Origin of the sequence: Lentzea rhizosphaerae, assembly GCF_042649515.1 — a bacterium.
Lineage (GTDB): Bacteria > Actinomycetota > Actinomycetes > Mycobacteriales > Pseudonocardiaceae > Lentzea > Lentzea aerocolonigenes.
Genome location: NZ_JBHRZI010000031.1, coordinates 195,671 through 214,552, shown reverse-complemented (window position 1 = coordinate 214,552; position 18,882 = coordinate 195,671). Strand labels below are relative to the sequence as shown.

General features: G+C 68.8%; 22 protein-coding genes. 11 read left to right on the top strand and 11 right to left on the bottom strand.

The window, feature by feature from the left end; all coding sequences use genetic code 11:
• Window positions 1-10: 10 nt before the first annotated feature.
• The 3 genes from katG to ACFOWZ_RS36725 all read right to left on the bottom strand — a co-directional run bounded on the left by katG (window position 11) and on the right by ACFOWZ_RS36725 (window position 4,154).
• Entirely contained in the window at window positions 11-2,239 is a 2,229-nt protein-coding gene (gene katG, locus ACFOWZ_RS36735) for a catalase/peroxidase HPI (RefSeq protein ID WP_382378532.1), read from the bottom strand.
• Window positions 2,240-2,257: 18 nt separating this feature from the next.
• Window positions 2,258-2,692 carry a Fur family transcriptional regulator gene (locus ACFOWZ_RS36730; RefSeq protein WP_030469700.1) on the bottom strand — a complete coding sequence of 145 codons (435 nt, stop codon included), beginning with the start codon at window positions 2,690-2,692 and terminating at the stop codon, window positions 2,258-2,260.
• 67 nt (window positions 2,693-2,759) lie between these two features.
• Entirely contained in the window at window positions 2,760-4,154 is a 1,395-nt protein-coding gene (locus ACFOWZ_RS36725; RefSeq protein WP_382378531.1) for an aminotransferase-like domain-containing protein, read from the bottom strand.
• Between the two features lie 22 nt (window positions 4,155-4,176).
• On the opposite strand from ACFOWZ_RS36725, the gene ACFOWZ_RS36720 reads away from it, so the two are divergent.
• The 3 genes from ACFOWZ_RS36720 to ACFOWZ_RS36710 are packed head-to-tail and all read left to right on the top strand — an operon-like array spanning window position 4,177 to window position 5,811.
• Entirely contained in the window at window positions 4,177-5,067 is an 891-nt protein-coding gene (locus ACFOWZ_RS36720) for a DMT family transporter (protein WP_382378530.1), read from the top strand.
• A gap of 40 nt (window positions 5,068-5,107) precedes the next feature.
• Entirely contained in the window at window positions 5,108-5,455 is a 348-nt protein-coding gene (locus ACFOWZ_RS36715) for an MmcQ/YjbR family DNA-binding protein (RefSeq protein WP_382378529.1), read from the top strand.
• Complete coding sequence (locus ACFOWZ_RS36710; protein WP_382378528.1) at window positions 5,452-5,811, top strand: VOC family protein; 360 nt, start codon at window positions 5,452-5,454, stop codon at window positions 5,809-5,811. The genes ACFOWZ_RS36715 and ACFOWZ_RS36710 overlap by 4 nt, the downstream gene beginning before the upstream one ends.
• Here ACFOWZ_RS36710 and ACFOWZ_RS36705 read toward each other — a convergent pair.
• Genes ACFOWZ_RS36705 through ACFOWZ_RS36695 form a run of 3 tightly spaced genes read right to left on the bottom strand, consistent with a single transcriptional unit; the run spans window position 5,802 to window position 8,939 of the window.
• Window positions 5,802-6,968 carry a hypothetical protein gene (locus ACFOWZ_RS36705; protein ID WP_382378527.1) on the bottom strand — a complete coding sequence of 389 codons (1,167 nt, stop codon included), beginning with the start codon at window positions 6,966-6,968 and terminating at the stop codon, window positions 5,802-5,804. The two genes, ACFOWZ_RS36710 and ACFOWZ_RS36705, sit on opposite strands and share 10 nt — an antisense overlap.
• Window positions 6,965-8,437, bottom strand: coding sequence for a WXG100 family type VII secretion target (locus ACFOWZ_RS36700; RefSeq protein WP_382378526.1), 1,473 nt, complete (start codon window positions 8,435-8,437; stop codon window positions 6,965-6,967). The genes ACFOWZ_RS36705 and ACFOWZ_RS36700 overlap by 4 nt, the downstream gene beginning before the upstream one ends.
• Window positions 8,438-8,444: 7 nt before the next feature.
• Complete coding sequence (locus ACFOWZ_RS36695) at window positions 8,445-8,939, bottom strand: YbaB/EbfC family nucleoid-associated protein (protein WP_382378525.1); 495 nt, start codon at window positions 8,937-8,939, stop codon at window positions 8,445-8,447.
• A gap of 85 nt (window positions 8,940-9,024) precedes the next feature.
• On the opposite strand from ACFOWZ_RS36695, the gene ACFOWZ_RS36690 reads away from it, so the two are divergent.
• The gene (locus ACFOWZ_RS36690; protein ID WP_382378524.1) at window positions 9,025-9,693 is read left to right on the top strand and encodes an SDR family oxidoreductase; all 669 of its coding nucleotides are present in this window, start codon (window positions 9,025-9,027) and stop codon (window positions 9,691-9,693) included.
• Window positions 9,694-9,701: 8 nt separating this feature from the next.
• Here ACFOWZ_RS36690 and ACFOWZ_RS36685 read toward each other — a convergent pair whose 3' ends face one another.
• Entirely contained in the window at window positions 9,702-10,574 is an 873-nt protein-coding gene (locus ACFOWZ_RS36685) for a tat pathway signal sequence (protein ID WP_382378523.1), read from the bottom strand.
• A 138-nt stretch (window positions 10,575-10,712) separates the two neighbouring features.
• On the opposite strand from ACFOWZ_RS36685, the gene ACFOWZ_RS36680 reads away from it, so the two are divergent.
• The 3 genes from ACFOWZ_RS36680 to ACFOWZ_RS36670 are packed head-to-tail and all read left to right on the top strand — an operon-like array spanning window position 10,713 to window position 12,297.
• Window positions 10,713-11,135, top strand: a complete 423-nt coding sequence (locus tag ACFOWZ_RS36680) for a hypothetical protein (protein WP_382378522.1) — start codon at window positions 10,713-10,715, stop codon at window positions 11,133-11,135.
• The gene (locus ACFOWZ_RS36675) at window positions 11,132-11,356 is read left to right on the top strand and encodes a helix-turn-helix transcriptional regulator (RefSeq protein WP_382378521.1); all 225 of its coding nucleotides are present in this window, start codon (window positions 11,132-11,134) and stop codon (window positions 11,354-11,356) included. The genes ACFOWZ_RS36680 and ACFOWZ_RS36675 overlap by 4 nt, the downstream gene beginning before the upstream one ends.
• On the top strand, window positions 11,353-12,297 hold the full coding sequence (locus tag ACFOWZ_RS36670) for an NAD(P)-dependent alcohol dehydrogenase (RefSeq protein ID WP_382378520.1): 945 nt from the start codon (window positions 11,353-11,355) through the stop codon (window positions 12,295-12,297). Before ACFOWZ_RS36675 ends, ACFOWZ_RS36670 begins: the two co-directional genes overlap by 4 nt.
• On the opposite strand, the gene ACFOWZ_RS36665 is transcribed toward ACFOWZ_RS36670, so the two are convergent.
• Window positions 12,255-13,436, bottom strand: coding sequence for an amidohydrolase family protein (locus ACFOWZ_RS36665; protein ID WP_382378519.1), 1,182 nt, complete (start codon window positions 13,434-13,436; stop codon window positions 12,255-12,257). The genes ACFOWZ_RS36670 and ACFOWZ_RS36665 overlap by 43 nt on opposite strands.
• A 38-nt stretch (window positions 13,437-13,474) precedes the next feature.
• Window positions 13,475-14,125 (bottom strand): GTP cyclohydrolase II, encoded by a 651-nt coding sequence (gene ribA, locus ACFOWZ_RS36660; RefSeq protein WP_382378517.1) that lies wholly within the window; start codon window positions 14,123-14,125, stop codon window positions 13,475-13,477.
• 75 nt (window positions 14,126-14,200) lie between these two features.
• On the opposite strand from ribA, the gene ACFOWZ_RS36655 reads away from it, so the two are divergent.
• Genes ACFOWZ_RS36655 through ACFOWZ_RS36640 form a run of 4 tightly spaced genes read left to right on the top strand, consistent with a single transcriptional unit; the run spans window position 14,201 to window position 17,298 of the window.
• Window positions 14,201-14,611: a 6-pyruvoyl trahydropterin synthase family protein gene (locus tag ACFOWZ_RS36655; protein WP_382378543.1), complete on the top strand. Its 411-nt coding sequence runs from the start codon at window positions 14,201-14,203 to the stop codon at window positions 14,609-14,611.
• Window positions 14,565-15,560: a glycosyltransferase family 4 protein gene (locus ACFOWZ_RS36650; protein ID WP_382378516.1), complete on the top strand. Its 996-nt coding sequence runs from the start codon at window positions 14,565-14,567 to the stop codon at window positions 15,558-15,560. Before ACFOWZ_RS36655 ends, ACFOWZ_RS36650 begins: the two co-directional genes overlap by 47 nt.
• Complete coding sequence (locus tag ACFOWZ_RS36645; protein WP_382378515.1) at window positions 15,557-16,336, top strand: class I SAM-dependent methyltransferase; 780 nt, start codon at window positions 15,557-15,559, stop codon at window positions 16,334-16,336. The genes ACFOWZ_RS36650 and ACFOWZ_RS36645 overlap by 4 nt, the downstream gene beginning before the upstream one ends.
• Window positions 16,336-17,298, top strand: coding sequence for a lysylphosphatidylglycerol synthase transmembrane domain-containing protein (locus tag ACFOWZ_RS36640; RefSeq protein WP_382378514.1), 963 nt, complete (start codon window positions 16,336-16,338; stop codon window positions 17,296-17,298). Before ACFOWZ_RS36645 ends, ACFOWZ_RS36640 begins: the two co-directional genes overlap by 1 nt.
• Here the strand turns inward: ACFOWZ_RS36640 and ACFOWZ_RS36635 are convergent.
• Both ACFOWZ_RS36635 and ACFOWZ_RS36630 read right to left on the bottom strand, forming a co-directional pair.
• A complete protein-coding gene (locus ACFOWZ_RS36635; protein WP_382378513.1) occupies window positions 17,212-17,904 on the bottom strand; it encodes a creatininase family protein in 693 nt (230 codons plus the stop codon). The two genes, ACFOWZ_RS36640 and ACFOWZ_RS36635, sit on opposite strands and share 87 nt — an antisense overlap.
• The gene (locus ACFOWZ_RS36630) at window positions 17,891-18,874 is read right to left on the bottom strand and encodes a zinc-dependent alcohol dehydrogenase (RefSeq protein WP_382378512.1); all 984 of its coding nucleotides are present in this window, start codon (window positions 18,872-18,874) and stop codon (window positions 17,891-17,893) included. Before ACFOWZ_RS36630 ends, ACFOWZ_RS36635 begins: the two co-directional genes overlap by 14 nt.
• Window positions 18,875-18,882: the final 8 nt, after the last annotated feature.

Below are 18,882 nucleotides of genomic sequence, written 5' to 3'. Positions count from 1 at the left end.
AAGAACTGGATCAGACGTCGTACCGATCCGCGTTCATCACCTTGTTCCACGCAACGACGAAGTCCTGCACGAACTTCTCCGACGCGTCATCACTCGCGTACACCTCGGCAACGGCACGCAGCTCCGAGTTCGAGCCGAACACCAGGTCGTTGCGCGTGGCGGTCCACCGGACGGCACCGGTGGCGCGGTCGCGGCCCTCGAAGTTCTCCTGGTCCTCCGTGACCGACTTCCACTCCGTCTCCATGTCGAGCAGGTTGACGAAGAAGTCGTTGGTCAGCGTCTCCGGCTTGGCCGTGAGCACGCCCGCCGTCGAACCACCGTGGTTGGCGCCCAGCACGCGCAGACCGCCGACCAGCACGGTCATCTCCGGCGCGGAGAGGCCGAGCAGGTTCGCCCTGTCGATCAGCAGGTACTCCGACGGCAGGCGGGTGGCCTTGTTGCCGAAGTTGCGGAAGCCGTCGACGACGGGCTCCAGCACCGCGAACGACTCGGCGTCGGTCTGCTCCTGCGTGGCGTCGGTGCGGCCCGCGAGGAACGGAACCTCGACGTCGTGGCCGGCGGCCTTGGCCGCCTGCTCGATCGCCGCGGCACCGCCGAGCACGATCACGTCGGCCAGCGAGACCTTCTTGCCGCCGGTCTGGGCGGCGTTGAACGCCTCCTGCACGCCTTCCAGCGCACGCAGGACCTGCGCGAGCTGGTCGGGCTCGTTGACCTCCCAGTTGCGCTGCGGCTCCAGGCGGATCCGGGCACCGTTCGCGCCACCGCGCTTGTCGCTCTGGCGGAACGACGACGCGGACGCCCACGCCGTCTTGACCAGCTGCGAGACCGAGAGGCCCGTCTCCAGGATCTTGGCCTTCAGCGCGGCCACGTCGTCCGCGGAGATCAGCTCGTAGTCACGCACCGGCAGGCGGTCCTGCCAGATCAGCTCCTCCTGCGGCACCTGCGGGCCGAGGTAGCGCTGGATCGGGCCCATGTCGCGGTGGGTCAGCTTGAACCACGCACGCGAGAACGCCTCCGAGAACGCCTGGTGGTCCTCGGCGAACCTGCGCGAGATCGGCTCGTAGATCGGGTCGAAGCGCAGCGAGAGGTCCGTGGTCAGCATCATCGGCGTGCGGTTGAGCGTGCCGTCCTCGGGGTCCGGCACGGTGTTGGCGCCCGCGCCGTCCTTCGGCTTCCACTGGTGCGCGCCGGCGGGAGACTTGGTGAGCTCCCACTCGAACTGGAAGAGGTTCTTGAAGAACAGGTTCGTCCACTCGGTCGGCTTCTGGGTCCAGGTGACCTCGAGGCCGGACGTGATGGCGTCACGGCCCTTGCCGGTGCCGTGCGTGCTGATCCAGCCGAAGCCCTGCGCGTCCATCAGCGAGCCCTCGGGCTCCACGCCGACGAGCGACGGGTCGCCCGCGCCGTGCGCCTTGCCGAAGGTGTGGCCACCGGCGATGAGCGCGACGGTCTCCTCGTCGTTCATGCCCATGCGGCCGAACGTCTCGCGGATGTCGCGGGCCGCGGCGAGCGGGTCCGGGTTGCTGTTCGGACCCTCGGGGTTGACGTAGATCAGGCCCATCTGGACCGCGGCCAGCGGCGACTCGAGGTCGCGCTCACCGCTGTAGCGCGCGTCGCCGCCGAGCCACTCGGTCTCGGGGCCCCAGTACACGTCCTCGTCCGGCTCCCACACGTCCTCGCGGCCACCGGCGAAGCCGAAGGTCGTGAAGCCCATGGTCTCCAGCGCGCGGTTGCCCGTGAAGATCATGAGGTCGGCCCAGGAGACCTTCTTGCCCCACTTCTTCTTGACCGGCCACAGCAGACGGCGGGCCTTGTCCAGGTTGCCGTTGTCCGGCCAGCTGTTCAGCGGGGCGAAGCGCTGCATGCCCGCGCCGGCCCCACCGCGGCCGTCGTGGGTGCGGTAGGTGCCCGCGCTGTGCCACGCCATGCGGATCATGAACGGGCCGTAGTGCCCGAAGTCCGCGGGCCACCAGTCCTTCGACTCGGTCAGCACGGCGTCGACGTCGCGCGCCAGCTCGTCGAGGTCGACGGTCAGGAACTCCTTGGCGTAGTCGAAGTCACCGCCCATCGGGTTGGCCTGGACCGGGTGCTTGCGGAGGATCCGGAGGTTGAGCTGGTTCGGCCACCAGTCGCGGTTGCTGCCGCCCTCGCTGGGATGGCTGCGTCGCCCGTGCGCGACCGGGCAGCCGCCGGCCTCCTCCACGTTCTCGCTCACCTTGGCGTCAGTGCTGTCGGACACGGGAATCCTTCCGGGTGTTCAGGAACTTTTCGCGGCGGTCGTGCACTCGGAGCAGGTGCCCCAGTAGATGACCTCGGCCTCGTCGATGACGAATCCGTGGTCGTCGGATGCGTCCAGGCAGGGCGCGGCGCCGACTGCGCAGTCGACGTCGGCGATGGCGCCGCAGGATCTGCACACGACGTGGTGGTGGTTGTCCCCGACGCGGGCCTCGTAACGCGCGACCGAGCCCTGCGGCTCGATGCGTCGCAACAGGCCGGCCCCGGTCAACGCCCGGAGCACGTCGTACACGGCCTGGTGGGAGACCGCGCCGAGGTTCTGACGCACGACACCGATGATCGAGTCCGTGTCGGCGTGCGGGTGGGCGTGCACCGCGGACAGCACAGCTATCCGCGGAGCCGTCACCCGAAGTGACGCTCCACGCAACATGCGCTCGAAGTCGGAAGCCGTGGGCACGGGAGCCACCATGCCGTCTTTTCTGGAGTGAGTCAAGTTAACGAACGATGCAATTCACTCGATCTGGTCATCGCCCCACGGCGGACACGGCGCCGGCCAACCGCCGCACGCCCTCGGCGAGCACGTGCTCAGGCGCGCCGCCGTAGGTCAAACGAAGAAAACTGCCCGGCGGTTCAGCGGCGAACCACGGCCGTCCCGGGAACACGACGACGTCCCGTGCCGCGGCCGCCGTCGTCAGCTCCAGGTCGTCGACACCGCCCGGCAGCTTCGTCCACAGGTGCAGGCCGCCGGACGACTTCGCGATCTCGAAGTCCGGCAGGTGCTCGCCGATCGCGCGCGCCAGAGCGTCGCGTCTGGACCTCAGGGACTGCTGGAGCGTGCGCAGGTGCCTGCGCCAGACCGGGGACGTCACGAAGTCGATCGCCGCCTCCTGCAACGGCCCCGCGACGTACAGGTCCTGTTTGGACCGCGTGTTCTTCAGCCGGATGCCCGCGGGCCCGCGAGCTCCGATCACGGCGACGCGCAGCCCCGGCGCGGCGACCTTCGTCAGCGAGCGGACGTAGACGACGTGCCCGTCGGTGTCCTGTGAGACCAGCGTCGGCGGCGCGGTGCCGTCGATCGTGAAACCGCGCGCCCAGTCGTCCTCGACGAGGAACGCGCCCACGGCACGGACGATCCGCATCACCTCGACGCGTCGTTCATCGGACAGCACGGCGCCGTGCGGGTTCGCGTGCAGCGGCTGGCAGTAGAAGAGCCGGGCGCCGGTGCGCTCGAACGCAGCCCGGAGCAGGTCCGGTCGCACACCGTCGGAGTCCGCGGGCACCGGAACGACCTTGAGCCCCGCGTCGCGCGCCGCCGCGATCGCGCCGAGGTAGGTGGGCGACTCGACGAGCACGGTGTCACCGCGATCGCCCAGCCCGCGGAACACGGTCGCCAGCGCTTCCTGAGCGCCCGCGCACACCGTCATGTCGCCGCCCCGGAGCTCGCCGCCGGCCTCCTTCGCGAACCAGGCGCGTAGCTCCTCCCTGCCTTCCACCGGTACGCGTCCCCACGACGCGGGCCGGCGCGCGGCCCTGCTGAGCGCGAGACCGAGCGCCTCGGTGGGCTGCAGGTCGGGGTCGAGGTAGCCGCTGGACAACGGGATGGCTTCGGGCTTCGGCACCGCGAGCAGGTTCGCGACCAGCTCCTCACCGGGTCTGCCCTCGCCGAGCGCCACCGCCTGCCACGACAGGTCGTGGCTGGTGGCGGACGTGCGCTCGGCGACGTAGCTGCCGCGTCCGGGCCGCACCTCGACGAGTCCTTCGGCGGCCACGCGCTGGATGGCCTGCTGCACGGTCGCGGGCGACGCCCGGTGCCGCGACATCAGCTCCCGCACCGACGGCATGCGATCGCCCGCGCGCCCAGCCAGTGCTGTCGCTCTCAGGTCCTCGATAACGCGGACGGCTGCGTTATCCTCATTCATGAGAGCCAAGAGTAACGTTATCGTGCCAGCGGGGGTAACACTCGGCGCGCTCGGCGTGCTGGGTTTCAGCTTCTCCCTCCCCGCGACCCGCCTGGCGGTGGCCGGACTGGACCCGTGGTTCGTCGCGTTCGGCCGCGCCCTGGTCGCCGGCGTCCTGGCGATCGCCTACTTGGCGTTGTCTCGCGCACCACTCCCGTCGGCAACGCAGATCCGCCGCCTGGTCGTCGTCGCCGCGGGCATCGTGATCGGCTTCCCGCTCTTCACCTCGTTGGCCCTCACCACCCAGACCTCGGCCCACGGCGCCGTGGTGATCGCCGTGCTGCCCATGTCCACGGCGATCTGGGCCGTCCTGCGCGCCTCCGAACGTCCACCCGCGGCGTTCTGGCTCTCCAGCGGCGCAGGCCTGCTCGCCGTGCTGGCGTTCGTGGCCACCGGCGGCGGCCTCTCGGGTTCGCTGGGCCTGGCAGATGTCTACCTGCTCGTCGCGGTCGTGTTGTGCGGCTTGGGATACGCCGAGGGCGGCGCACTCTCCCGCGAACTCGGCGGCGCCCGGACCGTCTGCTGGGCGCTGGTCGTGTCACTACCGGTGACACTCCCGGTTTCCTTGTACACAGCGGACTTCTCGCGAGCCACTGGCATCGTCTGGGCCAGTTTCGCCTACGTGGCCCTGATCTCGATGTTCCTGGGCTTCTTCGCCTGGTACGCGGGCCTGGCCGCGGGCGGCGTGGCCAAGATCGGTCAAATCCAGCTGGCCCAACCGGTCCTGACCCTGATGTGGTCGGCCCTGGTCCTCGGCGAACCGGTCGGCTGGCCGGCACTGGCCACCGCCGCCGTGGTGGTCGTGTGCGTGGTGCTGACCCAACGCAGCCGCGTCACCCAGACCTCCACCACGGAACCTCAACCGGTCCGCTGAGCGGATTTATACTGCTGGCCTTCGGCTTTGGGGGTCGGCAGTGGCAACGACGGACAAGCAGCTCTTCAAGATCGTGGACGCGCTCGCCGAGGTGAAGCGGACGTCCGGGAGCTCGTACGACACCTTGAAGGTGCGGGGCAAGGTGTTCGGCTACTTCTGGCCGCGCACGCAGACGGTCGGGCTGAAGCAGACGCTGTCCGAGCAGCTCGCGCTGGTGGCGGAGCGGCCGGACGTGTTCGAGGTGCAGTTCACGGCGGGCGGGTTCGGCTGGGTCGTGGTGTACCTGGAGGGCATCGAGGCCGACGAACTGGCGGAGCTGGTGTTCGAGGCCTGGCGGTTGTCCGCGCCGGAGGAGCTGGTCGCCCAGGTTCCGGACCTCGCGCGATGACCAGGGTCAAGTTCGAGCTGCCCGCCGACGACCTGAACCGTGCGACGGCCTTCTACCGCGAGGTCTTCGGGTGGTCGGCGCAGCAGCTGCCGTTCGAGTACGTGCTCGTGGACACCGACGGCGACCCCGTCGACCCGGCGGACAGCGATGGCGGGATCTCGCCGCGCACCGAGTTCGTGCAGGGTCCGGTGCTGATCATCGAGGTGCCGAGCATCGACGAGGTGGCGCGGAAGGTCGCACAGGCGGGCGGCACGCTGCTCAACGCCAAGGAACGCGTTGGTGACTTCGGCTTCTCGCAGTACGTGAAGGACAGCGAAGGCAGCGTGCTGTGCCTGTGGGAGTCGCTTCAGGGATGACGGATGTCCAGGCGCGAGCCGTCCGCGAACGTCAGCCTGACCACGGGTTCCGCTGGCAGGCTTGCCCCTGTGGAAGGGGTTTCCAGCCGCACGGCGTTGCGCGGGATCTCCGCGAACGTCGTGAAGACGGTGGCGGGCTTGGCCTCGAACAGATGCGTCGGATACACCACGGCGACCCGCTGGTCGCTCACCGCCAGCCTCCCGTTGCCGCGGGCGAACGCGAAGTGGTCGGCCAGTCGCACCGCGGCGCACGACGGGGCGGGTCCTTCCAGCCAGTAGCCGAGCGTCGGGTCGTCGAGCCAGTCCGGTGGTGACGGGGGCGCGGGCAACGGCCACCGCAGTGCGTCCAGCTTCAGCGGGGGCATCTCGCCGACAGGGTTCCAGGGCACGTGCACCGATCCGCCGACCACGCCGCCCACGTACCCGAAGACCGGGGCCAGGCCCAGCTCCAGGTTCTCTCCGCGGCGCAGCCAGAACTTCGTCAGCTCCTTCGCGACCACCTTGTCCTGGGCAGCGACCCGGGGTTGGAGCAGGAACTCGAACCCGGACCCGTCGACCAGCACGACACGCAGCGAAGAGCCGGCGGACTGGACGTCGGCGATCTGCGCACGCGGAATCTCCACCACCACCCGGTGGGCCGGTACGGCGACCGGTTCGCCCTCCACGTGCTCGCCGTACGTGCGGCGGGTGTCCGTGAGGATCTTGCCCATGTCCTTGCCGAACTCGATCGCCTTGCCCAGGAACGACTTCGGCTCCGGCTCCGCAGCCACCTCGGCGACTCGCTCGGCGATCACCAGCCGTGTTGACGTCAACGCCCACAAGCGATCCGAGCGCTTACCGGGCTCGAACCGCGACAGGGCACGCACCGCGAGCGACTCACCGGAGGGCCCGAACACCAGGTGGTCAGCGGGAGGGGACTTGTCGTCGGCGGAGTCCCCGCCGCCGCCCAAGAACGTCAGCGCGAGGTCGCCCGCCCCTCGGCCCACGGCAGAAGCCCCGCGCGCGAACAACGACCGGCTCGGTGCGCCGAGCCGGTCGAGGCCGTCGACGGCGTAGTAGAAGGTCCGCCGGTACATCGCCCAGACCAACGACTCGCCGGCCCGGCAGACGTGCTGCCGGGCGACGTGGCCTGGGCCGAGTGGCGCTGAGAAGATCATTCGTACTCGAATCCGCGGTTCATGGCGTCGGAACGTTCCTCGTCGGAGGACGGGTCCTGGCCCTTGTTGTAGCCGTACTTGATGCCCTGTTCCATCGCCAGGCCCGGCGCGTTCTCCATGACGCCGTTGGTGATGGCGGTCGGCACGTGCGTGGTGCCGCTCATGCCCGCCATGCGCAGGCCCGCCTCGGTGAGGTTCGTCGTGAGCGAGTCGGCGCCCGCGCCGTCCACGCCGAACCGGCCGGCGAAGCGGTTGCCGGTCTTGGACGCCATCGTCGCCGGGTCCGCCTTGGTGAGGATCTTGGCCAGCGGGTTGGCGTCGACCTGGCGCATCAGCCACTTCTCGGCCATGTTGCCGTCGCGCAAGCCCTCCGCCTTCTCGACGAGCTTCTTCAGCGGGCCGTTGCGCAGCTTCACCAGCATCTTCTCGAGCTGCTCGATCAACGGCTTCAGCTTGCCGAGCAGCTGCTTCACCTTCATGCCCAGGCGCGCCATCGTGCCGCCGACCTGCGCGGCGGTGGCGGCTCCCGCGGCACCGACCGACGCGCCCGCGGTGATCCACGAGGCGGCCAGCGCGGCCAGCCACTCGATGATCAGGCCCATGACCAGCTCTTGCAGGATGTCGATGCAGATCTCGACGAACGCGTCGAAGAGGTCGGCGGCGAGTTCCAGCATCTGCTGGAGGCCGCGGATCTCGTTCGAGAACGCTTCCGCGCCCGCGCCGAACTCGTCCATCTGCTGCCGGAACTTGTCGCCTGCCTGGCCGGTCCACGGCTGGGAGGTCGCGGCGGCGCGGGTCTTCTCGTGCTCGCCGGTGGACTTCACCCAGTCCGCGACCTTGCCCCAGCCGGTCGCGGTGCTGCGCATCTGCTCGGGGTCGCCGATCGCGGGTTCGAGCACGAGCTCGACGATCGGGCTGATCACGATGCCGATCAGGAAGCCCAGGCCGTTGTCGATGAACGACTGGCCGGGGCTCATCACGAACTGCAGCTGCTCCATGCGCGCGTTGACCGCCGCGATGGCCACGTCCGGCGGGCTGCTCGCGCGGGAGATGTCACCGCTCGTGCTCATCCACGAGCTGCCGTAGCTCGCGTTCTGCTCGAAGTCGCTCTTGCGACCGGCGTTGCCCGCGCTGTTCAGGTCGGCGAGTGAGCCGGGGCCGCCGCTGGAGGTCAGCTTCTGCAGTCCCTGGTGGATCGCGTCCTCGACGTCGCGGTAGGTCTGAGCGGTCTGCTCGGTGCGCTCGGACACGCCCTCCAGGAAGCCCTTGGCCTTGTTGGCCATGTCCTGGCACTCCTGCAGGCCTTCGAAGTACTTGAACGCGAGCAGTTCGCCGAGCGGGCCGAAGCAGTCGTCGCTCACCCTCGCCTGTTCGAGCAGGGTCGCCAACTGTCCGAAGTGGCCGGCGGCCTCCTTCGAACCGGCGCTGTGCGCGGTGAGTGCGCCGCCCTGCACTTGGAATCCCGTCATGCCCCCATCACCTCAGGATCGAGTTGCCGCCGAAGTCGTCGTCATCTGAGACCGGCGCGGGCCTCGGACGGTTCCCCTGTGGTGGACGCGACATCGGCGCAGGCGGCTGCGGCGGCATGTGCTGGGGCGGCATCTGCTGCTGGGGCGCGTCCGGCATCATCACGCCGGAGTGCGCGTTGAACGCCTCCTTGAAGAGCTCGGCCTGGTCGCCCAGCACCGGCGTCACCGTGTCCTGCAACGCCTGCGCAGCCTGCTGCGTCGCCGCCCTGATGGTGGCGAGGATCTCCTGTTGCAGCTGCGTGTGGCTGTACCTCATCGCGGTCGGGCTGAGCTGCAGGCCCAGCACCGCGCCCGACGGTGCGACGGTCACGGTGACGGAGCCGTCACCGCTGCGAGCCTGCCCGCGCAGTTCCGAGATCTTGTCCTTGAGCTGGCCTGCCCTGGCGGCCTGCTCCTGGAACGCGCGGATCTTCTCCTCGAGTTGTGCCCTCCGGTCCGGCACGGCGACCCCTTCCCCAGTTCCGAGCAGGTCGGCACCACGCTAGCAACTTGACCTCCAGCGGGATGGAGGTTGCACCATCTCGCGCATGAACGTGGTCGTCAGCGGTGGTGGCAGGGGTTTCGGACGCACGATCGCGCGCCGGTTCGCCGCGCTGGACGCGACAGTGGTGGTCACGGCTCGTGATCTCGCTGCCGCACAACGCACCCGTGACGAGTTGCCCGGCGCCCACGCGCTGCGGTGCGACCTGACTGACCCGGCATCGGTCCGGCAGTGCGCTGACCAGGTGGGGGAGCTGCTCGGGCACGTGGACGTGCTCGTCAACAACGGCGCCGGGTTCCTCGCACAGTCCCAGGCGGACGACGACGCGATCGTGCGGACCATCTTGTCCGGTACGGCCGGAACGGTGCTGATGACCGAAAACTTCCTGCCGCTGCTGCGCCGTTCCGAACGTCCCGACGTCGTGACGATCGTGTCGCTCGAAGCCGAGTCGCGCAGCGATCCCGCGCACGTCGCGCACGCGGCCTTCCACGCGGCCAAAGCAGGACAGGGCCGCTACGTCGAGATCATGTCGCAACGGCTGCGGCCGGAGGGCATCCGCATGATCTCGTTGTACCCACCGGACTTCGACAACGACGACAACGCGCCGCGCGACGGCGTGCTGACCGCGCAGTCCGTGGCCGATTGCGTGGTGTTCGCCGTGAACCAGCCACGTGACTGCTTCATCCGCTCGTTCCACTTCGAGCCGATGTCCTGAAAGGACTGTCAGCGGAACAGGATGCGGGTGATCTCCGTGTCCGTTTCGCGGCCCTCGTCGTACCCGCCCTCGCCCTTGAGGTTGTTCATGATCGCGACGGTGTACCGCGCGTCCTTCCCCACGAACCCGACCGAGTTCATCACCCAGCCGCCGTCCTCCTCCGACCAGCCGTTCTTCGTGCCGGAGTCAGGTCCCCAGACACCCCACTGCTGCTCGGGGCCGACCTGACGCATCTGCCCGACGATGTACTCGCGGTCCTCCGCCGGCACGGTGTCGAGCACGTAGTTGATGAGCCGGTCGAGGTCGTTCGTCGTGCACTTCTCGAAGCCCCAGTAGGGAAAAGAAGAGGAATATCCCCTTTGGGCAACCAGGCTGGTCATGCCGTACCTGCCGAACGCCGCGTTGAACGTCGCGCCGCCGTAGCGCTTCCACAGCGTGTCGGCCGCGTCGTCGTCGGAGCTGTGCAGCATCGCGGTCATCAGGCGGCGGTCGTCGTTGCTCAGCTTGATCTTGCCGGCGCGATGGCGCTCCAGCAGGTTCACGACCATCGCGAGCTTGATGGTCGACGCGGTCCACGTCATGTCGTCCGCGTGGTCGTTGCGCCACATCACCCCGGACCTGCGGTCGCGCAGCACGATGCCGACCGTGCCGGGCCGGGTTTCGGCGTAGGCCTGAGCCGCCTTGATGCGCTTCTGGAAGTCGCACTCGAAGCCGCTGTCGGGCATCGCGCACACCTCGGGCGTCGCGACGGCCGCGGCCGGGGCGGGCGACGCCGGCCGGGACGTGGGCTGCGTGCTCGTGGAGGCGGGTGGTTCCGCCGTCACGGCACTGCCGCACGCCGTCAGGGCGAGCGCGCACGCAACAAGGATCGGACGGAGCATGTGCCGCACGCTAACGCCTCCGATCGGACGTAGTCGACCGCCATACGGACGCGCGTGATCATGTAAAAGATATTTGACACGGTGTCTGCGAAGTTTTACCTTGGTCGTGTCAGGTTTCTTTGACATCGGGAGTGAGACGTGGCGGTCGAGGAGAAGCGGGCATGGGCAATGGCGGTGTTCGCCGTTGTCGGATATGCCGTGTACGCGGTGCTTGTCCTGACCCGGATGGACGGGCGGCCGCTCGCGGAGACGCCGTACGTGGCCGCGTTGCTGTGGACGGTGGGGGGCGGGATCGTCGCCGGGATCGTGTCGGGCATCTGGTTCGGCATCGCCGCGCGGAACGACGGCCTGCAGGTCGACGAACGGGATCGCGAGATCGGCCGGTTCGGTGACCACATCGGACAGTCGTTCGTCGCGATCGGCGGAGTCTCGGCGATGGTGCTGGCCATGTTCGAGGTGCCGCACTTCTGGATCGCGAACGTGCTCTACCTGTGCTTCGTGCTGTCCGCAGTACTCGGCTCACTGGCGAAGCTCGCGGCTTACCACCGGGGACTGCAGTGAAGCCGACGAAGGTCACGAACTCCATCCGCGCCCTGCGGTTCGCGCACGGCGAGATGAAGCAGGCGGATCTCGCGAAGGCCATCGGCGTGACGCGGCAGACGCTGATCGCCATCGAGCAGGGCAAGTACTCGCCCTCGCTGGAGGTCGCGTTCAAGATCGCCCGCACTTTCCAGGTGTCGCTCGAAGAGGTTTTCCAGTACCCGGAGGAGGAAGACGAGTGAAGGCTGTCGTGCAACGAAGATACGGAACGGCGGTGCTCGGTGAGCTGGACGTGCCTGTGCCTGGGCCAGGTCAGGTTCTGCTGGAGGTGCGGGCCGCGGGCGTCGACATGGGCACGTGGCACCTCCTCGCCGGAAAGCCCTACCTGGTGCGGGTCATCGGGTTCGGCTTCCGCGGGCCGAAGGTGCCGGTACCAGGCCGGGACGTCTCCGGTGTCGTCACCGGGATCGGTCCCGGTGTGACCGAGTTCGCGGTCGGCGACGAGGTTTTCGGCACGTGCGAGGGATCGTTCGCCGAGTACTCCGTCGCGCCCGTCTCACAGCTGGCGCGCAAGCCGGCGGGGATCTCGTTCGCGGAAGCGGCCGCCGTGCCGATCTCGGGCGGAACCGCGCTCCAGGGACTGCGTGAAGTGCGGGCAGGACAACGGGTTCTGGTGCTCGGCGCTGGTGGTGGTGTCGGCTCGTACGGGGTGCAGATCGCGAAGGCCCGTCAGGCACACGTGACCGGTGTGTGCAGCACGCGGAAGATGGACCTGGTGCGGTCGTTGGGCGCGGACGAGGTCGTCGACTACACGGTGGCGGACTTCACCGGCACCTACGACCTGATCCTGGACTGCGGCGGCAACCGGTCGTTGTCCAGGCTGCGCAAGGCCTTGACCCCGCGCGGAACCCTGGTGCTGGTCGGTGCCGAGACCGGGGGATCGCTGACGGGCGGGTTCGAACGGGCGTTGCGCGCGGCCGCGTTGAACCCGTTCACCTCCCAGAAGCTCTTCCTGCTGATGTCGAAGGAACGTGCCGACGTCTTCGACGAACTGCGCGTGCTGATCGAAGCAGGCGAGGTGAAACCGCCGGTGGAACGCGAGTTCCCGTTGCCGGAAGCGCTGAACGCGATCGACCACGTCTACTCGCGACGCTCGCTCGGCAAGGTCGTCGTCACGATCTGACCGCCGATCACCACGGTGGTCACGTGGTGCAGCGCGGAGATGTCCCGCATCGGATCTCCTCGCACCGCAATGATGTCCGCGTCCCAGCCGGGCTTCAACACTCCTTTGGTGACACCACACGCCTTCGCCGCCTGACTGGTGGCGCTCGCCAGCGCACCGGCGTTCGGCACGCCGCCCTTCACCAGGTCGACGACCGAGAAGGCGATGGCACCGTGTGGTTTGCCCGACGCGATACCACCGTCGGTGCCCGCGACCGTCCGCACGCCGCGGTCGTACATCATCCCGGCCATGCTCACCTTGCCGGCGTAGCTCATGCCGATCTTGTCCCACGCCTCGATCATGAAAGGCGGTGGTTCCTGGGTGATGCCGAGCGTGTGACAGACCGCGATGTCGGCTTCCACCAACGCGTCCACGAGATCGTCCGGAACCTGCATGCCCCGGTCGGAGAGGCACGAGAGGTGTTCGAGACCGTCCACTCCCGCGGCCACGGCCCGTTGTGCCGCGGCCAGGCTGTGGGCGTGGGCGGTCACCGGCAGGCCGTGCGCGTGGGCCTCCTCGACCACCACGCGGAGCTCCTGCTCGGTGAACTGGCACTCGCCGACCGCGGAGCCGGGGGTCGCGAACCCGCCGCTGGCCATGACCTTGACGACGTCGACACCGCGTTCGGCCCGGACACGGACGGCCTGGCGCAGTTGCTCGTCGCCGGAGACCTCGCCGCCCATCGACCAGCAGTGACCTCGAGGGCTGGTGATGGGCGGTCCGGAGCCGAGGATCCGCTGGACGTGCCTGCCCCGCTGCTCGATCACCGCCCACTGGTGGTCGCCGAGGTCCCTGACCGTCGTCACGCCCGCCCGGAGCTGGCGGGCGAGACTGTCTGCGATCACCGCGTCGAGCTGATCGGCGCTGAAACCGGGGATCCGGTCCAGAGCGCCGTTCTCGCTGTCCGCGCACAGGTGGACGTGGGTGTCGATCAGTCCGGGCAGGACGGTCGCGGTGCCGAGATCCACGACCTCGGCACCGGGAACGTCCGGGTGACCCTGCTCGACCGCCTTGATCGTGCCGTTCTCGGTGATGACCGTGACGGGACCGGCGAGCGAGTGCTCACCGTCGAAGGCACGCCCTGCTCGCAGCGCCAGCATCGGAACAGTCTGAGCGCCACGTGCTGGGAAAGCAATGGTCAGCGGGCGTGCGGCAGGGTGAACGAGTCGACCTGCGGCAGGTCGTGGCCGAGCCGGTCGCGCTTCGCGGTCAGGTACGCGATGTTGTGCGAGTTGGGCGCCATCAGCAACGGCACGCGCGAGGCGACGGTGATCCCGTTGTCCTCCAACGCCGCGATCTTGTCCGGGTTGTTGGACATCAACCGCACCGACTGCACGCGCAGGTGCTTGAGAACGCGGGCCGCGGGGGAGTAGTCGCGGATGTCCACCGGCAGGCCGAGCGAGGTCGCGGAGTCCAGGGTGTCCAGACCGGCGTCCTGCAGCACGTGGGTGCGGACCTTTGCCACCAAACCGATTCCGCGGCCCTCGTGGCCGCGCAGGTAGATGAGGATCCCGCTGCCCTCGCGGACGATCGTGTTCAACGCGGCGTCGAGCTGCTCGCCGCACTCGCAGCGCATCGCACCGAAGATGTCGCCGGTCATGCACTCGGAGTGGATGCGCACCAGCACGTTCTCGCGCAGCTTCGTCTTTCCGTAGACGAGGGCCATGTGCTCGTGGCCGTCCGCGCGGAACGCGACCGCACGGAAGGTGCCACGGCGGGTCACCAGGTCGGACTCCGCCACGTCCTCGTCGTTGAAGGCCTGTTCGAACATCTCGGGTCCCCTCGTCACCAGGCGCCTCCCGAGCGTGCAGCTACGCTCGGATGCGAGGTCGCACCGTAACCCGACCGCACAGCGGAGGTCATCCTGTTCAGCATCACCGTCCGCGATCACGTGATGATCGCCCACAGTTTCCGCGGCGAGGTCTTCGGTCCGGCACAACGTCTCCATGGAGCAACGTTCCTGGTGGACGCAACGTTCAAACGTGCCGAACTCGATTCGGACAACATCGTTGTCGACATCGGACTCGCGACCCAGGAGCTGAACAAGGTCCTGGCCGCGTTCAACTACCGCAACCTGGACGAGGAACCGCAGTTCAAGGGCATCAACACGTCCACTGAGTTCCTCGCGAAGCACATCGCCGACCAGCTCGCCGACAAGATCTCCGAGGGCGCTCTCGGTGAGGGTGCTCACGGCATCGATGCGATCGCCGTCACACTCCACGAGTCCCATGTGGCGTGGGCGAGCTACGAACGTGCACTTCGTACTGCCGGCTGACGTCGACGATCCGGCCGGTCCCAGCGGCGGCAACGTCTACGACCTGCGCGTGAGCGCGGGCATGGACCTCTTGCCCGTCGCCGGTGACTGGCCGCGTCCGCGCGACACCTCGTCGTTGGAGCAAACGCTTGCGCGGATCCCCGACGGCGAGGTCGTCCTGCTGGACGGCCTGGTCGCCTGCGGTGTGCCGGAGGTGGTCGTCCCACAGGCCGGACGCCTCCGGCTCGCCGTGCTCGTGCACCTGCCGCTCGCCGACGAGACCGGGCTCGACCCCGCGACGGCGAAGGCGCTGGACGAGCGGGAACGCCAGGTCCTGAGGGCCGTGAGCGCCGTCATCGCGACCAGCCCGACGGCCGCGCACGACATCAGGACCAGGCACGGGCTCGACAGCGTCCACGTGGTGGTCCCAGGCACGGATCCGGCGCCGGAAGCACCCGGCACGGACGGCGTCAGCCAACTCCTCTGCGTTGCCTCGATCACACCCCGCAAAGGCCACGACCTGCTGATCAGGGCCTTGCAGAAGATCGACTACGAGTGGCGGCTCGACTGCGTGGGGCCGGTCCGTCCGTTCGTCGGCCAGCTGCCGGAAGACGATCGCGTCAGCTTCCGCGGACCGCTCGTCGGCGACGCTCTGACCAGGGCGTATTCCGATGCGGACCTGTTCGTCCTCGCGTCCCGCAACGAGACGTACGGGATGGTCGTCACCGAGGCGCTCGCGCACGGTCTGCCGGTCATCGCCAGTGCCGTTCCCGACGCATTGGCCGACGGCGGGCTGCTCCTGCCTCCGGGCGACGAAAATGCATTGGAAGCTGCACTGACGCGCTGGTTCCAAGATCAGGAATTCCGCTCGGAGCTGCGGGCCAGAGCCCTCGCCAGACGAGCCGTTCTGTCCACTTGGGATCGATCCACAGAGGACCTGCGGAGGGTGCTGGCTAGTCTGCGGCCATGACCTTCGCGCCGGAATGGCTGGCACTGCGGGAGAACGCGGACGCTCAGGCACGCTCGACCGAACTCGTCGACGTGGTCCGCGCAACTCTGGTGAACCGAAACCCGCTGACGATCCGTGACCTGGGTTGTGGCACGGGATCGATGGGACGATGGCTCGCCGGGAGGCTCGGCGGTGTGCAGCACTGGGTGCTGCACGACCGCGATCCCCGGCTGCTCGCACTGGCGGAGGCCGGCGTGAGCGCCCTCGAGAACGTCACCGCCGAGACGCGTGAGGGCGACCTCACCGAGCTCACCGCCGCCGACCTCGCGAGCTCTGACCTGGTCACCTGCTCCGCGCTGCTCGACTTGCTCACTGTCAACGAGATGAACGCTCTGGCGGTTGCATGCGTAGAAGCACATGTGCCCGCACTGTTCACGCTCTCGGTGGCAGGCCGGATCGAGTTCGACCCGGCCGAGCCGCTCGACGCCGCCTTCCAGGACGCGTTCAACGCTCACCAGCGCCGCGTCGTGGACGGGCGCGAGCTTCTCGGACCGGACGCTCCGGCCGCTGCCGAACAGGCATTCGTGGCAGCGGGCGCTTCGGTTCGAACGGCTTCGAGCCCGTGGCGCATGAACTCCGACGCCCTCCAGCGCGAATGGCTGAAGGGCTGGGTCGGCGCGGCTGTCGAGCAGGAACCCGCACTGGCCGCAGAAGCGCCCGAGTACCTGCGTCGCAGGTCAGAGGCTTCCGCGGTGGTCCACCACGTCGACCTGCTAGCGATACCGAGGGCTGTGTGATGAAGAAGTTCTGGCCGTGGCTTCGCCTTGTGCTGGCGGTGGCGATCCTGGTGGCGGTGGGCCTTCGCCTGGGCACCGGGGCGTTCGTGGACGGACTGCGCGCGATCGACGCGTTCTCCGTCGCCGCCGCGCTGGCGATCGGGTTCGTGACGACACTGCTCAGCGCCGGTCGCTGGGTGCTCGTCGCGCGCCGCCTCGGCCTGTCGCTGACCATGCGGACCGCGGTCAGCGACTACTACCGGGCGCTGCTCGTCAACGCCGTGCTGCCCGCGGGCGTGCTCGGCGACGTGCACCGCGCGGTCAACCACGGACGTGAGTCGGGCGATGTCGGACGGGGCGTGCGCGCCGTGTTCTTCGAGCGCTTCGCCGGTCAGGTCGTGCTCATCGGGATCGGTCTCGGGGTGCTGCTGCTGCACCCCGCGCCCGGCTTCGACCTCGACCTGAGCGGCACCACGGTGGGGCTCGTTCTCGCTGGTCTGGCCGTTGCGGCGGTCGCCGGTTGGCACATCAAGCCCGTGCGCCGCGTCCTGGTCAACACTCTCGCGGACGGCATCAGGCTGTTGTCGTTCAAGACCTGGCCCGCGGTCGTCGCGCTGTCGGCCGCCACCGTCGCCGGGTACGTGGCGATGTTCGTGGTCGCCGCCCGCGCCGCCGGGTCGACCGCCACGATCACCCAGCTCGCGCCGGTCGTCGTGCTGGCGCTGCTGATCATGGCCATCCCGGTCAACATCGGCGGGTTCGGCCCGCGGGAGGCGTTCCTCGCGGTGGCGTTCGGCGCCGCCGGCCTGGGCGCCCAGCACGGGTTCACCACGGGCATCGTCTACGGCGTGCTGGCGTTGATCGCCGCGCTGCCCGGCGCGGTCGTGCTGTTCCTGTCACGCCGTACCAAGGTCGAAAAGACCGAGGTAGTGGCCGAAGGACTCGGCCAGCCCCGCGAGCAGGAGCTCGCCCTTGCGCGCTGACGCGAGAGAAGGCCTCCCGATGACGCCGGAGGACGTGTACGGCGTCAGACCGAGGGTCAGCATGTGCCGCCGGTCCTCCGCCAGGTGGTCAGCGGTTTCGTAGCCGGGACGGATGAGATCGGGGTGAGCGTGCAGAAGGATCGACGTCTCCAGCTCACCCGCGTGCATGTCGCTGTACGCGGAGGTCTCGATGCCGGCCTTCTCCCGCGCGAACGCCCAGTCGTCCCGTCCCGGGAACAGCGCCATGTTCTCGTTCTCCTGCACGACGTTCGACAGGACGTAGTTGCCGCCGTGCCCGTTCACCAGCACCAGGCCGGTGACACCGTTGCGCCGCAAAGAGTCCGCGATGTCCGTGATCACTGAGACCAGCGTGCGCGCGGAGATGCTGACGGTGCCGGGCCAGTCGGCGTGCTCCTGCGAGCACGAGAACTGGATCGGCGGCAGCAGCCGGACCGGGTGCCGCGCGGCGATCTCCGACGCGATCGTCCACGCGATCACCGAGTCCGTGGCGAGCGGCAGGTGCGGGCCGTGCTGCTCGGTGCTGCCGACCGGGAGCACGGCCACGCGCTGGTCGCGGACGTCGACCGTGGTGTCACTCGGAAACATGGTCCTGACCGTAGTCAATCCGGTGGCACAGCGCCGGAATCTCCCCGTTCGCGAGCTTCGGCATGACGTCCGGCAGCTCCTCGAACGCGCTGGAGCCGGTGATCAGCGCGTCGAACCGGTCGCCGGCCAGCAGGTCCAGTGCCAGCGCCATGCGTTCGGCGTAGCTGCGGTCGGGGCGGCCGACCGTGCCGACCTGGCTGCTGCGGATCGTGAGGCGCCGCGAGTGGAAGAACTCGCCGAGCGGAACCGAGATTTTCTTGTCGCCGTACCAGCTGAGCTCGACGACCCTGCCTTCCGGCGCGAGCAGGTTCAGCGCGGTGGTGAGGCCGGGTTCGGTCGCGCTGGCGTGGAAGACGAGGTCGCAGCCGTCGAGAGCGTTGCCCGGCAACGCGAAGCCCACACCGAGTTGATCGGCGACGGTCTCGCGGCTCGGATCCGCGTCCACGAGCTGCACGCGTGCTCCGGGGAACGTGGCGAGGACCGCCGCGATGCTCGATCCGACCATGCCGCCGCCGACCACCGCGATCCGGTCGCCGATCAGCGGACGCGCGTCCCACACGGCGTTCACCGCGGTCTCGACGGTGCCCGCGAGCACGGCGCGAGCGGCCGGAACGTCGTCGGGAACGGGTGTGACCGAGCTTTCCGGGACCACGTAACGGGTCTGGTGTGGATAGAGGCAGAACACCGTGCGCCCGCGGAGTTGTTCGGGTCCGTGTTCAACGACGCCCACGTTGAGGTACCCGTACTTCACCGGCCACGGGAAGTCCCCTTCCTGGAAAGGAGCCCTCATCGCCGCGTACTGGTTCTCCGGCACACCACCGCGGTGCACGAGGGTCTCCGTGCCGCGGCTGACACCGGAGAACAGCGTGCGCACCTCGACCTCGCCAGGACCGGGCTCGGCCAGCGCGACCGGACGGACTTCCCCTTTTCCGGATTCATTGAGCCAAAAGGCACTCGCCGTACGTGTCACTCACAACA